Genomic DNA, 14,575 nt, shown 5'->3' with positions numbered 1-14,575 from the left:
AGTTACATAATCAAGCCTGACCCTGATTGAACCCCCTATCACAAATATAGAAAGGATCTCCATTATGAGTGAACAAATGCTTGAATGGCTGAAAGATTACGAAACAGAAGCAATCGAGCCGGAAGATGTGACTTATCCGGATGCCAGCCACACCGGACAGCATCGCCTGCTTGTCCTGCCCAATGACAATATCGAAGAATTGATAGAAGATGCGATTGGTGAAAACGCCTCTCTCGCTGATTATGTGGAGCAAAATGCCGCCGAAGCAGACACTCTTCCATTGACCGAAGCGCTGCGCCGGGCGATGACATGGCTCTGGGAATCGAGCGAACTGCCCGAGAAGTATGAGCCGCTGGAGAAGTTATCGACAGATGAACTATTCGCCGCATACCGCCATTTGGCAGAAGTGGACGAAGCTCTCGATTATTTCAAAGAACAGATCATCGCTGGAGACAAAATACTTCCTGTACCGGATGCAGCCTGGACATCGGATCGTGCTGAGGACGGCGCTATCTGGCTGACGCTGCCGCAGGGACAGGAATATCATGCACCGCTGATCATTCCCATGGGTGGATTCAATGAATGCCCGCTGCCCACGCTGCAGTCCGCTGTATTCCGGGAATGGCAGCAGCAGTATGGGGCGATCCCTATTGCAGTAAATGACAGCACCTGGATATTGCGCGCACAGCGTCGTCCCCAGACGGACGAGCAGGCACTGAAGCTGGCCAAGCAGCATATGCTGTTCTGCAACTATGTACTGGAAGACTTTGAGACGATTGGCAGCTATGCAGGTTACCTGAAGCAGCAGGATATCTGGTATTTCTGGTGGGATTGATTTCTATTAAATCGAGCAGCGACTGCGCACGATAATTATCGTGTGAATAGTCGCTTTTTTTCGTGTTGCCCTTATTTTTGCAAGAGTTAGTATACACTTATAATGCTTCATTACTCGTTGTTCTGCAGGGTGTGTATATTTATTTTCTTTGTATAATCGGCTCTGTATTATGATCTCGATTGTAAAGGCACGTCCGCATGTATATTTGCTTTTTGCAGCTTCTTTATGAATTCTTCCTGATGTTCTTTGGAACAATAAAAAATTACATTAAAAGGCATGGGTGGTTTTTCAGGAGAAAAGTATGATCTTCCTTTATTCCATTCCAGAACATTCATTTTTAGAATATCCAAAATAATAAGTAAGTCGCTATCATATAAGCCAAGCAGTTTTTCGGCATTGCGAATACAAGCGATATGTCCATGCGCATCCAGCCAATCCAGATCGCTGAGACATTCGTCCAAAGCATTCCAATTCCAGCCGAAATAAGATGGGAAGTCGAACTTTTCGTTGAATTCTTTGAATAGTCCTTCAACCGTTGTGCAATGATCTCCATCCAGAAAAGTTATTTTCACATTTGGGCTATTATTACTATTCTGTATCCATGGTTCGCTAAACTCCATTTTGTCCGGATACTTTACATAGAAATAAGGTTTTTCTAAACTTATACACCCATCATCGGTTAACATGTATCCACTCCCTGTTTGTTACTGTTTTTTTATTTTAATTCTTTTATCCGTATCCTTTAGGTACATACTATGTACATTTTTCTACCGATATACACGTTATACAGCTGCTTAATTCAGCCTTCTTATTGCTTATTCATTGGCATAATTTACCCTACCAATCCCGATTGAATGTGCTATACTGATGAAGCGGTTTTTACAGCCGCATCCTGAACAGAAGAAAGTCCGTAGTTGGCCTGATTGGAACTACTATTTATATCATCGGTATACATGGAAGTTCTGTGCAGTACGACGCGGGAGAGGTTCGCGAACTCCCTCTATAAAAAACTAAAACCGCCTCATTGCAGATATTTTTGAATCGATATGATAGTTATGAATGATGATAAAGTGGTCTAAAGACGTTCCGTCTCGAATCGCTATCCGTCTCCTCATCTTTTGTATCCTTGATTTCAAAAATCCGCAATCGCAGGTTTGTTTTTGCTTGAGCATTTTGTATACATCCGACTCATTAATGATGAGTATTTTTTATTTCACAACATGATGCTGCAGAATGCCACTATAGATCAAGTTCATGGAACTCTCTTCTTCCCAAAGGACAACAGAAACCACGTTCGGATAGGATGTGTATCCTGCCTGTGGATGACCGGCTATTGCCGAATCGTCTTCCTATGCAGCGATACTATTCATAACCAGGCTGTATTTTCTGATATCCCCTGATGGAAATGGAGAGATTTTTTTATGCTTAAAAATGAAAAAGCGGTTGTCGTATTCAGCGGCGGCCAGGATAGCACGACCTGCCTGTTCTGGGCAAAACAGACGTTTGCCGAAGTCGAGGTTGTTACTTTTAACTACGGACAACGTCATAGCGCCGAGATCGAAGTAGCCAAGCAAATCGCCGAAGAATTGGGAGTCCAGCAGACGATTCTGGATATGAGCCTGCTGAACCAGCTCGCTCCCAATGCACTGACCCGTTCGGATATCGAAATCACCCAGGAAGAAGGAGAGCTCCCGAGCACATTCGTCGACGGACGCAATCTGCTGTTCCTGAGCTTCGCTGCGATCCTAGCCAAGCAAAAAGGCGCACGTCATCTGATTACCGGCGTATGCGAGACCGATTTTAGCGGCTATCCGGATTGCCGTGATATTTTCGTCAAATCCCTGAATGTGACGCTCAATCTGTCAATGGATTATGACTTTGTGATTCATACGCCGCTGATGTGGCTGGACAAGTCCGAGACATGGAAAATGGCAGACGATCTGGGCGCTTTCCAATATATTCGCGAGAATACGCTCACCTGCTACAACGGCATCATCGGTGATGGCTGCGGAGAATGCCCGGCGTGCAAACTGCGCAAAGCCGGACTGGACAAATATGTACAGGAGCGCAATGCTGCACCGGCAGCCCGCCGTATTATGATTGAGCTGGATGAATCCGACACTTCTGCTGCACGGGGTGGTCAACAATGATGAATCAACCCGGACCGTTTCGTATTGTCGAGAAGCTGCAGCAGTATGGCACCGATATCCAGCATGAACAGCTCCGTTATCATCGCAAACGGGTGCTGGTAAACAAGGAATTCACATTCGATGCAGCCCATCATCTGCATGCCTACGAAGGCAAATGCATGAATCTGCACGGACATACGTATCGAGTAATTTTTGGCATTAGCGGCATTCCTTCCATGAATGGTATCGTGGTGGACTTTGGCGATATCAAGAACATCTGGAAAGAACGCATCGAGCCTTATCTGGATCACCGTTATCTGAACGAAACCCTGCCGCCAATGAATACCACTGCCGAGAATATGGTAGTCTGGCTGTACGAACAAATGGAACAGGCGCTGCAAAGCGAACCTTACTGCGATCAGGTACAGGGCGGACGGACCGAGTTCGTTCAATTATACGAGACACCGACCAGCTATGCCGAAGCCAGACGGGAGTGGATGGAATCATGAGCCGCATCCTCACCGACAAACCCAGCGATATGATGGTCGACCAAGTAAACAGTAATAAAGCATCAATGAATGAAAATGATCAGACAGGCCGCGAAAATGAGCAAGCCAGTCGTGGAAATGAATCTGTTGGTACGGCAAGCCGTCCTACAGCTACGATCCCGGTACTGGAGATTTTCGGACCGACTGTTCAGGGCGAAGGCATGGTTATCGGACAAAAAACGATGTTCGTGCGCACGGCAGGCTGCGATTATCGCTGCAGCTGGTGTGACTCCGCCTTCACCTGGGACGGCAGTGCCAAAGACCAGATTCGCAAGCTGAGTGCCCAGGATGTATACGATGAGCTCAAAGCTATCGGTGGCGACCGTTTTAACCATGTCACTATTTCCGGTGGCAATCCGGCACTGCTGGTCTCGATTGGTGAACTGGTCCAGCTGCTTCGCCAGGATGGTATTCGTACCGCTGTCGAGACACAGGGTTCCCGTTGGCAGGATTGGCTGCTGGATATCAACGATGTGACCATCTCGCCCAAGCCGCCAAGCTCGGGGATGGAGACTAATTTCGAGATCCTGGATAGCATTATCCGCAAGCTGCGCCAGAACCAGATCAATCAGATGATGCAGGATATCATCTATGCCGACTCGGACGAACAGGCCCCCGTCGACCAATCGATCAGCCTCAAAGTCGTTATTTTCGACGAAGCCGATCTGAAGTACGCCGAACAGGTACACAAGCGCTACCCGAATGTACCGTTCTACATGCAGACCGGTAACCCCGACGTTACCAGTGCCGACGACAATATTGCCTCTTCCCTGCTGCACCGCTACGAATGGCTGATCGACCAGGCTATGGATATGCCAGCCTTTAACGATGCCCGCATCCTGCCACAACTGCATACTCTCGTATGGGGCAACAAACGCGGCGTGTAAAAGAAAGCTGTCGTTTGATTTCAGCAATGTACCGGTATTCTAGGTTGGACAGCAATATGTCATATAAAAGACGAGTGAGTTGACTGCCACTCTATTACCCATATGCCAGCCGCAGGCTTGAATATCTTTTTAATGATTTCGGTTCTTATGATAATGAACCTGATGAATTCCATGCGCCAGCGGAGGGAATGAATAGCTCGAAAGGTCGCCTTTAAGCCCGGATATTTACCATTGTAATCCTTATTTCAAAATATTCGGGCTTACCAGCGACCGCAAGAGCTATTCATTTCCGAAGCGCCTTGCCCATTCAACCGGCTCTATTTTCAAATTTGTAATTAAAAGGAGATTCCCATATGTCAGGAAGACAACAAGACGAAATGCAAGACCTCACCCTGCTTGGCAACCAAGGTACCAAATATACATTTGAGTACGATCCAAGTATCCTGGAGAGCTTTGATAACAAGCACACGTACCGTGACTACTTTGTCAAATTCAACTGCCCGGAATTCACCAGCCTGTGCCCGATTACCGGACAGCCGGATTTTGCGACCATTTATATCAGCTATATCCCTGATGTAAAAATGGTAGAAAGTAAATCGCTCAAGCTGTATCTATTCAGCTTCCGTAATCACGGTGATTTTCATGAGGACTGCATGAATATTATCCTCAACGATCTCGTGAAACTGATGGATCCTCGTTATATCGAAGTCTGGGGCAAATTTACCCCGCGCGGCGGCATCTCGATCGATCCATACACCAACTACGGCAAACCGGGTACCAAGTATGAGCAAATGGCCGAGCATCGCATGATGAACCATGATATGTATCCGGAGACTATTGATAACCGCTGATTGTTGCAGCATATAAATCCCTGTATGCATAATCGCTATACTGTGTATTTTATTAATTCCATCTTATCCAAAAGCGCATGTCCTTTTCTGCCTCACAGAGAAGAACATGCGCTTTTGTTTTGAGTATCTTGTTCCTGCGTGGGTTCGTTAGACGGCACGCTTATGTACCTGTCAGTACAGTGATCCAGTGTCAGCATCTGCAGGTTGCGAGAAATGCTGCCGGGTCATTTCCATAAAGGCTCTTGCCGCTACTCCCATATAACGATCGGTACGGTACACCAACTCGATCTGTCGTACAGGAGCCGGATTTACGATAGGGACGGCAGTGAGCCCATTATCCAGCAGGGTTGCCAGCATATCATGAGGATGGATACTGAATCCGATCCCTGCCTGTACCATACGCAGCTGGGAAGTTGCCGATCCATTGTCCATTACGGTTACCAGCTCCCACCCTTTTTCCTGAAAGCATCGCTCGATCAGTATCCTTCCCAGAAATCCCTGTGGATATAAGACAAGCGGCAGCTCTCTCACCTGCTCCAATTCAATGACTTTCTGCTGACCGAGAGGGTGAACGGCAGGCATGAACAAACTGTAGCTTTCCTTGCCCAGCAGAGTCTGGACAAGGCGATGATCCGGACGTTCGGCCAGTCCGATACCAATATCCACTTTGTCTTCAAAAATAAACTTGTGCACTTCGATAGTAGGGATAATCTCCAGCCGAACTCCAGGAAAACGGCTGTGAAACTCAATCCATAATTCATTTAGCCGATAATCCAGATCCGATGGCAATACACCGATGCGCAGGGTTCCCCGCTGCTGTACCTGCAGCTCAGCAATAGAAGAACGTGCATTTTGCATAGTACGCAGAATTGTGGTGCTGTAATGGTACAACAGTCGGCCTGCTTCGGTCAGCGCTGTCTTTTTTCCAATGCGATCGAATAACGGTGTGCCCAGTTCGTCTTCGAGTACCCGGATCTGCTGACTGAGTGTAGGCTGTGAGATATTCAGTCGATCAGCTGCCCTAGTAAAATGAAGTTCTTCGCATACTGCTACAAAATAATGAAGCTGTCGCAGTTCCATTCTGCTCCTCCCCTTATCATTTCACTTTTTAAGATTACTTTCTCGGGAATAACGTTCTGATCATCGTTCCATACTATCATTATTATAGAAACAATAGTATGGTACAATCATTTTCTCTGTTTTATGCTGGATAGGCGATGGCTCTTGAGAGAGGCTATCCATTCTTGCTTAAACCTGGGAAAAGGAGCTTTTATCATGCGGTACAGTTTTTATATCATCCTGTTAATTCTGGCAGCGCTCAATCTGCGTCCTGCCATCACCTCTATTTCTCCCCTGATGCAGAGTATTCGAGCCGATCTGGGACTGAATGGAACAATCGCCAGTCTGCTCGTCACTCTGCCGGTACTTGGAATGGGGATATTCGCTCCGCTGGCTCTACGCTGGAGTCAGCGCTGGGGAATGGAAAAAGTCATCTGGTGCTCCCTTATCCTGATTGGTCTGTCTACCTTTCTGCGCAGCTGGGCACATGTACCGGGACTGCTGCTGGGCAGTGCTCTGATCGCTGGTGCAGGCATCGGCATGATCAGTCCACTGCTCTCCGGCTTTATCAAAAAATATTTCCCCCGTCCTGCAGCCATGGTTAGTCTATATTCGGTATCGATGGTGATTGGTGCTGCGATTGCTTCCGGTCTGGCGGTTCCCATGCAGAACTGGACAGGAGGTTCCTGGTCTATCGCCCTGTCCTGCTGGTCCCTACTGGCTCTGATCGCAGCCGTCTTCTGGTTTAAATTGGTGATCCATGTCAATGTACCTACTGCGAAGCAAGGCATCCAGCGAACACGTATGCCTTTTCGCCAAAAACGTGCCTGGCTGCTGACTGTATTCTTTGGCCTAATGTCGTCCATTTTTTATTCTTTTACCGCCTGGTTATCTCCGATGATGCAGCAGATCGGATATTCCCAGCTGCAGGCCGGTTATATGGTGACACTGTTCACTCTGACACAGATTCCGGTGAGTTTTCTGATTCCGGCAGGTGCTCATCGATTCGGCCGCCGCAAATGGTGGCTGATTGGCTGCAGTATTATGGAGCTTATCGCACTGACGCTGCTGGTAACGGGTAATCTGCCTGTACTCGCTGTGATTTTGTTAAGTATAGGTACAGGCGGATTATTCCCGCTGGCACTGATGCTGCCTATTCAGGAGGCACCGGATACGGCACAGGCCAATGCATTATCTGCCATGAATCAGAGTGTAGGTTATCTGCTTGGCGCTATGGGTCCGCTAATGATTGGCTGGTTATATGACAGTTACCATAGCTTCCTGCCTGCTTATCTGGTGCTGGCTGTTGTTATCAGCGTTATGATTCTGCTTCAATGGCGAATTGGTCATTACACAGGTGACACCGATCAGACCGCTTCTGTTCGTCCAGTAATGTCATCCGAATAAATCGTTATACTTTTACACAATGAAAAAGCGCTGTTCCAATACGGAACGGCGCCTTTTTGCTGCTTATATGATTTGCTGCTTACTATTCTACTTTACTGTTTGCTATTCTACTTTATTGGACCCTCGATTGTTAACCGCGCTTACTTTCACTTGCTGGTAAAATGCGTAACACTGTTCAAGAGAGACTAAGCGGTTTTTCATTTCGGATGTGCAGTGACTGTCCTACAGCATGATCACGCACACCTTTTTCACGGGTATAAACGATATGTCCGCGTACAACCGTCATGCTGACCTGACAGCCTATCTCCCTGTCTACGTATGGGCTATGCTTATGCCGGTAGAGCAGCTGTTCGGATTGTACGGTGTACGCTGTATTCAGATCCACCAGCACAAGGTCTGCATCTGCGCCGATTCGTATTTCTCCTTTTTGCGGGTATAATCTGAATCGGCGGGCCGGAGCCTGAGACAGCATGCGGCTGATCAGAGGCAGTGGCAGATCCCTTTTCCTATAGCCTTCACTAATCATCAGCTCCAGGGAATGCTGGGCTCCCGAAATTCCTCCCCAGGCATCGAACATATGGGCAGCAGCGGTCTTGAGCATAGTCGGGCATGGCGAATGATCCGAAGTAATCATATCTATATCTCCTGCTGCGACACACTGCCACAGCAGTTCCTGTTCATCCAAGCTGCGCAGCGGTGGTGCACACTTGGCAGCTGGACCAATCTGCTCCAGATCAACATCTGTCAGCGTCAAATAATGAGGACAGGTCTCCAGCGTCACATCCATGCCTTCCTGTCTGGCTTCCTGAATCATCCGTACTGCTGCTGCACTGCTGATATGTACAAAATGCAGCGCACAGCCGGCCTGTCTGCCATACTCCAGTGCTGTACGTACTGCTTCCAGCTCTGCTTGTATCGGGCGGGATGCGGAATAATCGGCAGCTGTTGTGCGTTCTTCGGCCAACAAGGCTGCTGTCCACGCAGAGACGATAGGTTCACTTTCAGCATGAAGCGCGAGTACCCGGCCCATACGGGCAATATGCTTCATTCCTTCCAGCAGAGTACGATCATCGACATTGCGAAAAGCTTCTTCACTCGGGTCACCGGGCGCCGACATGAATGCCTTGAATCCGCATACTCCCTGCTCACTGAGCGCATCCAGCTCTTGCAGATTGCCCGGTACGAGTCCTCCCCAGCAGGCATAATCAATATGGGAATGACCCGCTGCCAATTCCCTTTTCTGCTGCAGCGCGGCCGGTGTTACTGTCGGAGGAACGCCATTGAGCGGCATATCCATATAAGTGGTGCATCCTCCTGCAGCCAGTGCTGCCGATCCGGTAACGAATCCTTCCCAATCGCCAAATCCTGGCTCGTTCAGATGCACATGCGCATCAATCATACCGGCCATAATATACAAACCTTCGGCGTTCACGATCTGTCTGGATCTCTCGATATCTTCGCAAGAAAGATTGCCAATATGCACAATGACGCCATTGTGAACAGCGATATCGGTCTGCTGCACCTTATCCGGGAAAACCACGGTTCCGCCTGTAAATACCAGATCATAGGAATACATGGACTGCACGCTCCTGTCTGCGAGATGATTATGTACAGCGGGAGATCATTTTGCATGTATGAGATCTCCCGCCAGCTACTGCAAGTCTGTTGGCTGTCTCTATAGAGATTCAGCAGATGTGCGCACTATTGACCGACTACATTGTTGTTTACTATTCAAGCCGTGTTTACTATTGTTCACTATCCGTTACTTGATATCCGCTTCTACCAGGGAAGAATCCACATCCTTGAGCAGGCTCAGATCATGATAGGATGCCGGTGCTGGAATAGAAATGATATTGCCAACCGATTGCAGATAATTACCAACTGCTGGGCCATTACTTCCATTCACATACGTATCATCCACTTTCATGGAATAGACATTGCGGTTCATGATCTCCTTGAGTTCGGCTTCGCTCAGATGCAGTTCAGGCGCGAGGATCTTGATCGCTTCTTCGCGATGATCATTAATATAATCTGTCGCTTTATCGAGTGCGCGCAGTACGGCTTTAACTGTATTCGGATTTTCTTCGAGGTACTTGTCGGTGACTTGAACAGTAGTATGGACACTCATCCAGTTCACATCGCCTTTTTTGTCGGGAAGCTCGCTCTTCGTACCGCTAAACAGGAACTTGCCACCGCCCTGCACTGCTTTGGTAATAAAAGGCTCCCAGGCTGCCATCGCATCAATATCGCCATTTTGCAGCGCAACTACCGCATCGCTCGGTGCCAGATTGACGAATTTGATTTTGCTAACGTCCACGCCCAGCTCCTTGCCCATATTGTCGATAGCGATTTTGACATCGGCTCCGTTGGGAATACCGATCGTTTTGCCTTCCAGGTCTTTGGCGGAACCAAGCTGCAATTTGGAGGAACCGACCACTGCCTGTGTACCGGCGATCTGGGCTAGAGGAGCGACAATTTTGACACCGATATTATTGGACTTGAGGATAATATCCATAAAGTTGGTTTGGATACTGATCGGCGCACTGCCACCGGAGACCATCGGACCGATATCGGGGCCGCTCTCGATCAGCTTGCTCTCGACATTCAGCCCTTCTTCTTTAAAGTAGCCCAGCTTGTCCGCAATAATCTGCTGCGAGGAGATCTGAGCATCCCGTACACCGACCAGCGTAATATCTGTCTGTTCCAGACTGGTGGCTGCTCCTGTACCGCTCGCCGCGGCTGTTTCTTTGTCTGCTGTTCCTCCGCTGGAGCATGCTGTTGCCAGTACCGATATCATTGCCAGACCCGTTATCATTTGCAGCCAGTTCTTCTTCATTTCTGTTTCCCCCTTGAATATAAAATGGATTGTATCTTGTATATGGATACCTCCTGCTGTGATGTTCTGGCTGTAAGGTATTTATCCCAAACATGCGTATTATCCATAAACGAGTTGTCGTTTTTCCATTGTTATCTGACTTTTTCGACTGCTTCTCCGATACCGCCGCGACGCCAAGCCAGTACTTTGCGTTCCAGCAGCTTGAGCAGCAGGGCGAACAGGCTGTATTCAATACCGATCAGAATAATCGCTACGAACATATTCGTTACTTTAAAATAATTGCGCGCATCCACGATCAGATAGCCAAGACCCGAATCGGCGCCCATCATCTCCGATACGATCAATGCGGAAAAAGAAAGTCCCAGACTGATCTGCGCGCCGATCAGCAGATTTGGAATAGCGGAAGGAATCATAATGCGGGTAAATACCTGGCGCTGCGAAGCACCAAGACTGAGTGCCGAGCGAATCAACGTAGAAGGAACCGATTTGAAACCTTCTACCGTATTGACCAGTACCGGGACAAATGTAGTCCATGCAATCAGCAGTACTTTGGGGAATTCACCGATGCCAAACCAGATAATGAACAAAGGCAGCAGCGCTAGCGAAGGAATCGGGCTTACCAGCGTTAGAAAAGGAGACATCCAGCGCTCCAGCATGGAGAACTTGCTCATTAATACCGCCAGCAATACAGCCACTGTCGCACCACAAGCAAATCCGAAAAAAATACGCATGGAGCTGGCAAGCAGACTATCAGTAATAATGCCCGTTTTGGCAAGTGCCCAGCCGTCATGAATCAGCAGGGAGGGCGCCGGGAGAAACAGCGGATTGAACATCTGGATACGACCATTAATCTGGGAAAACAGCTCCCATACTACAAAAAACAGCACGTACGGAATTACATTTTTGATCATATTAACGGTAGACTGCAAGCCAGTACCTTTACGCTTACGGATCGTGTTCAGCTTGAGCGTCGGTGCAGCTGTCTCGCCGGTCTTGGATAAGGTGGTCTGAATTTCATTCATACGATAACCTCCTTTTCATCTTCCATTAACAATCGTTCGATTCGTGCCATCATGTCTGCAAATCCTGGCGAATCAAAAGAACGCGGATGCTGGATTCCGATCTCGAATACCTCGGCAACGACTCCATGCTTCATCACGACGACCCGGTCTGCCAGATAGACCGCTTCACTGATACTGTGAGTCACAAATAAAATAGTAGTATGCAGCTTCTCATACAGCCTCCGCAGCTCCCGCTGCATCATATCGCGCGTCAGGATATCCAGTGCTCCAAACGGCTCATCCATCAGGAGAATATCCGGATGGCTTGCGAGCGCCCGGGCAATACCAACCCGCTGCTTCATACCGCCGGACAGCTCTGCCGGATAATGGGCTCCGTATGCTTCCAGCCCTACCAGACCGAGGAACTCTCTGGCAGTCTCGCGTGCTTGCTTTTTGGACATCCCTTGTACTTCCGGACCAAAAGCTACATTCTCCAGTACCGTGCACCAGGGGAACAATGCATGATCCTGAAACACCATACCGCGCTGACGGGAGGGACCCTGAATCTTCTCGCCGTTAATCTTGATCTCGCCTTCATCGGGGAATATGTAACCGGCCACCATATTCAGCAGTGTCGATTTTCCGCAGCCACTGTGTCCGAGAATACAGATAAATTCATTCTCATGAATAGTCAGATCCACATCCTGCAAAATTGTCCGCTCGCCAAAATTTTTACGTACCTTTTCAACGGTTAATTTCATCGGGCTTCTCTCCTTTGGGTACAATCTGTATCCTGTTTCGCATCCAACATTGTATACAATCCACAGCAGACGGAACTTTATACGATTTGTCCGCCTGCCTGCCGCTGCTCTTGCAAAATATCCGCCAGCGATAAGGAACGGGTATGCTGTTCATCAAAGTTCAATTCCTTCTCGATCTCCTGTAGATGATCCAGCATCAGCTGTTTAGCCAGCGAAGCTTCTCCCTGCCGAATCGCTTCCAGGATTCGCTGATGATCCTGACAGCACTTGGTCTTCTGCTCTCCATACAAGGCAATTACGACATAGGATAATGAAATCAGTTCCTCCAGATAGCGATGATAATATGCATTACCTGAAGCCTCTGCCAACTTGAGATGAAAGTCTCCGGTGATCCGGATCGCTTCCAGAATACGGCCGTCACGCTGGGCTTTGTGTTCTTCCTTGATCAATTGGTTGAGCCGGGCATACTGTTCATTCCTGAATTCCTGACACAGCTTGTGCACAACCGCTACTTCAATAACACGTCTCATCTCAAAAATCTGCCTGGCTTCGTAGATCGTCGGACAGGAGACAAATGCTCCTTTGTAAGGAATAATAGTTACCAGCTTCTCTGCTGCCAGACGACGGACTACATTACGTACCGGTGTCCGGCTAACTCCAAATGACTCCGCCAGCACTTCTTCTACCAGCTGCATATTGGGACGCATTTTCTGATCGATAATAGCCTGCTTGATTGTCTGATAGATCTCCTGTTCCTGGCCCAATATTCATATGCTCCTTTCGGATCGATATCGCAACTTTATTTACACGGAGTATAGGGTACGGCATCTATTTACGTCAACAATATTAACGCATATATCTCTATTTTCTATTTCCATGCACTAAAAGCGACGTTTACATTTGTAAAAGAAGCTAAATTTAAATTATATGTAATATATATTAACTTAATACTCTTTGGTATTTAATAAATCAGGAAAGATAAAAGATTTCATGTTAGGTAAAGTTACATATCTATATAGCTATATCCAATAACTATGATTATTTCAACCAAGGTTATTTCGTAACTTCTTCAACTGATTAATATGATAAAGAACAGGTTATGGATTACTGACACTTTTACTGTTAAAATATACCAAACACCTTTCGCTGTTGTGTATGCGTCTGAATAAAACTTTGTTAATTGCCGTCTGTATATCTCTGCGCTTGATTGCTCCATAATCCGTATTTCCAATAGGAGGAAACGAAAATGGCAGGTCAAATGAGAGTTATTCCTTTCCAGGTTGTTACTCAGGCAGAACAGGTACATGAGACGCCACAGGGAGTATCCCTGATTCAAGCTCCAGAGGTATGGGAACAAAGCCGCGGAGAAGGTATTACGATCGCGATTCTGGATACAGGCTGTGATACTGACCATCCGGATCTGCAGGGCAGAATTCAGGGAGGACGCAACTTTACAGGAGACGATGAGGGGAACCCGGATATCTATGAAGACTATAATGGTCATGGTACTCATGTGGCTGGCACGATTGCCGGTATTGCCAATGATTCCGGAGTAGTCGGTGTGGCTCCCGAAGCAAATCTGCTGATCCTCAAAGTACTGGATCGTCAGGGTTCAGGACAGTATGAATGGATTATTAACGGAATCCATTATGCAGTAGAGCAAAAAGTGGATATTATCTCCATGTCACTCGGCGGTCCGGAAGATGTACCCGCTATGCATGAAGCGATCCAGGCCGCGGTCGCACAGAATATTCTGGTGATCTGCGCTGCAGGCAATGAAGGAGACAATCAGGAATCTACCGATGAATACGGCTATCCCGGCTACTATAACGAAGTGATCAGCGTAGGCTCGGTCAATCTGTCCAAACAGTCGTCCGAATTTTCCAATACCAATACCGAGGTCGATCTGGTCGCACCAGGCGAAGATATTCTGTCTACCTATCTGGATGGCAAATATGCCACATTGAGTGGTACATCTATGGCGACGCCGCATGTATCCGGAGCGATGGCCCTGATCAAAATCATTGCTAACCGCAGCTTTGAACGTGAACTGACCGAGCCTGAGCTGTATGCTCAGCTCGTTCGGCGTACGATTCCTCTGGGCTATTCCCCTCGTGCGGAAGGTAATGGATTTCTGTATCTGACAGCACTGGAAAAGCTGGCCGAAATACTCAAACCGGAAGCCGTCGTAAAAATGCTGGACCGTTCCTGATTGAATCGACCTTACCACATCACAAAGTGATCTCTGGCTGGAAAGCAAC

General features: G+C 47.8%; 14 protein-coding genes and 1 riboswitch. Of the genes, 7 read left to right on the top strand and 7 right to left on the bottom strand.

Annotated features, from left to right (window positions below; translation table 11 throughout):
* The first annotated feature begins 64 nt into the window (after positions 1-64).
* Positions 65-835: a DUF4253 domain-containing protein gene (locus tag AR543_RS08065; RefSeq protein ID WP_060533378.1), complete on the top strand. Its 771-nt coding sequence runs from the start codon at positions 65-67 to the stop codon at positions 833-835.
* 167 nt (positions 836-1,002) lie between these two features.
* On the opposite strand, the gene AR543_RS08060 is transcribed toward AR543_RS08065, so the two are convergent.
* Complete coding sequence (locus AR543_RS08060; RefSeq protein WP_060533376.1) at positions 1,003-1,521, bottom strand: barstar family protein; 519 nt, start codon at positions 1,519-1,521, stop codon at positions 1,003-1,005.
* Between the two features lie 290 nt (positions 1,522-1,811).
* Positions 1,812-1,855, top strand: a riboswitch (PreQ1 riboswitch).
* Positions 1,856-2,256: 401 nt separating this feature from the next.
* Between AR543_RS08060 and queC the strand changes: the two genes are divergently transcribed.
* From queC to queF, 4 genes are all read left to right on the top strand, one after another.
* Positions 2,257-2,985: a 7-cyano-7-deazaguanine synthase QueC gene (gene queC / locus AR543_RS08055; protein ID WP_060533374.1), complete on the top strand. Its 729-nt coding sequence runs from the start codon at positions 2,257-2,259 to the stop codon at positions 2,983-2,985.
* Complete coding sequence (gene queD / locus AR543_RS08050; protein WP_060536692.1) at positions 2,985-3,473, top strand: 6-carboxytetrahydropterin synthase QueD; 489 nt, start codon at positions 2,985-2,987, stop codon at positions 3,471-3,473. The genes queC and queD overlap by 1 nt, the downstream gene beginning before the upstream one ends.
* A 65-nt stretch (positions 3,474-3,538) precedes the next feature.
* Entirely contained in the window at positions 3,539-4,399 is an 861-nt protein-coding gene (gene queE / locus AR543_RS08045) for a 7-carboxy-7-deazaguanine synthase QueE (protein ID WP_060536693.1), read from the top strand.
* 353 nt (positions 4,400-4,752) lie between these two features.
* Complete coding sequence (gene queF / locus AR543_RS08040) at positions 4,753-5,250, top strand: preQ(1) synthase (RefSeq protein WP_060533372.1); 498 nt, start codon at positions 4,753-4,755, stop codon at positions 5,248-5,250.
* A gap of 171 nt (positions 5,251-5,421) precedes the next feature.
* Here queF and AR543_RS08035 read toward each other — a convergent pair whose 3' ends face one another.
* Positions 5,422-6,330 (bottom strand): LysR family transcriptional regulator, encoded by a 909-nt coding sequence (locus tag AR543_RS08035; protein WP_060533370.1) that lies wholly within the window; start codon positions 6,328-6,330, stop codon positions 5,422-5,424.
* 195 nt (positions 6,331-6,525) lie between these two features.
* On the opposite strand from AR543_RS08035, the gene AR543_RS08030 reads away from it, so the two are divergent.
* Positions 6,526-7,716 (top strand): MFS transporter, encoded by a 1,191-nt coding sequence (locus AR543_RS08030; RefSeq protein WP_060533369.1) that lies wholly within the window; start codon positions 6,526-6,528, stop codon positions 7,714-7,716.
* A 175-nt stretch (positions 7,717-7,891) separates the two neighbouring features.
* Here the strand turns inward: AR543_RS08030 and allB are convergent, their stop codons facing one another.
* The 5 genes from allB to AR543_RS08005 form a co-directional block, all read right to left on the bottom strand.
* Complete coding sequence (gene allB, locus AR543_RS08025) at positions 7,892-9,292, bottom strand: allantoinase AllB (RefSeq protein WP_060533367.1); 1,401 nt, start codon at positions 9,290-9,292, stop codon at positions 7,892-7,894.
* Positions 9,293-9,478: 186 nt separating this feature from the next.
* A complete protein-coding gene (locus AR543_RS08020) occupies positions 9,479-10,552 on the bottom strand; it encodes an ABC transporter substrate-binding protein (protein ID WP_060533365.1) in 1,074 nt (357 codons plus the stop codon).
* Positions 10,553-10,683: 131 nt separating this feature from the next.
* A complete protein-coding gene (locus AR543_RS08015) occupies positions 10,684-11,574 on the bottom strand; it encodes an ABC transporter permease (RefSeq protein WP_060533363.1) in 891 nt (296 codons plus the stop codon).
* Complete coding sequence (locus AR543_RS08010; RefSeq protein WP_060533361.1) at positions 11,571-12,314, bottom strand: ABC transporter ATP-binding protein; 744 nt, start codon at positions 12,312-12,314, stop codon at positions 11,571-11,573. Before AR543_RS08010 ends, AR543_RS08015 begins: the two co-directional genes overlap by 4 nt.
* Before the next feature lie 77 nt (positions 12,315-12,391).
* Complete coding sequence (locus AR543_RS08005; protein ID WP_060533359.1) at positions 12,392-13,078, bottom strand: GntR family transcriptional regulator; 687 nt, start codon at positions 13,076-13,078, stop codon at positions 12,392-12,394.
* Between the two features lie 482 nt (positions 13,079-13,560).
* Here AR543_RS08005 and AR543_RS08000 point away from each other — a divergent pair, with 482 nt between their 5' ends.
* Positions 13,561-14,526, top strand: coding sequence for a S8 family peptidase (locus tag AR543_RS08000; protein ID WP_060533357.1), 966 nt, complete (start codon positions 13,561-13,563; stop codon positions 14,524-14,526).
* Positions 14,527-14,575: the final 49 nt, after the last annotated feature.

It is taken from the genome of Paenibacillus bovis (assembly GCF_001421015.2).
Lineage (GTDB): Bacteria > Bacillota > Bacilli > Paenibacillales > Paenibacillaceae > Saccharibacillus > Saccharibacillus bovis.
The sequence above is the reverse complement of the archived record's forward strand: the minus strand, read 5'-3'. Positions and strand labels throughout refer to the sequence as shown.

Excerpts from the sequence above, each read along its gene's own strand:
- queD (WP_060536692.1), top strand. The coding sequence starts at position 2,985 with ATGAATCAACCCGGACCGTTTCGTATTGTCGAGAAGCTGCAGCAGTAT.
- queC (WP_060533374.1), top strand. The coding sequence starts at position 2,257 with ATGCTTAAAAATGAAAAAGCGGTTGTCGTATTCAGCGGCGGCCAGGAT.
- AR543_RS08000 (WP_060533357.1), top strand. The coding sequence starts at position 13,561 with ATGGCAGGTCAAATGAGAGTTATTCCTTTCCAGGTTGTTACTCAGGCA.
- AR543_RS08010 (WP_060533361.1), bottom strand. The coding sequence starts at position 12,314 with ATGAAATTAACCGTTGAAAAGGTACGTAAAAATTTTGGCGAGCGGACA.
- AR543_RS08015 (WP_060533363.1), bottom strand. The coding sequence starts at position 11,574 with ATGAATGAAATTCAGACCACCTTATCCAAGACCGGCGAGACAGCTGCA.
- AR543_RS08020 (WP_060533365.1), bottom strand. The coding sequence starts at position 10,552 with ATGAAGAAGAACTGGCTGCAAATGATAACGGGTCTGGCAATGATATCG.
- AR543_RS08065 (WP_060533378.1), top strand. The coding sequence starts at position 65 with ATGAGTGAACAAATGCTTGAATGGCTGAAAGATTACGAAACAGAAGCA.
- AR543_RS08060 (WP_060533376.1), bottom strand. The coding sequence starts at position 1,521 with ATGTTAACCGATGATGGGTGTATAAGTTTAGAAAAACCTTATTTCTAT.
- allB (WP_060533367.1), bottom strand. The coding sequence starts at position 9,292 with ATGTATTCCTATGATCTGGTATTTACAGGCGGAACCGTGGTTTTCCCG.
- queE (WP_060536693.1), top strand. The coding sequence starts at position 3,539 with ATGAATGAAAATGATCAGACAGGCCGCGAAAATGAGCAAGCCAGTCGT.
- AR543_RS08035 (WP_060533370.1), bottom strand. The coding sequence starts at position 6,330 with ATGGAACTGCGACAGCTTCATTATTTTGTAGCAGTATGCGAAGAACTT.
- queF (WP_060533372.1), top strand. The coding sequence starts at position 4,753 with ATGTCAGGAAGACAACAAGACGAAATGCAAGACCTCACCCTGCTTGGC.
- AR543_RS08030 (WP_060533369.1), top strand. The coding sequence starts at position 6,526 with ATGCGGTACAGTTTTTATATCATCCTGTTAATTCTGGCAGCGCTCAAT.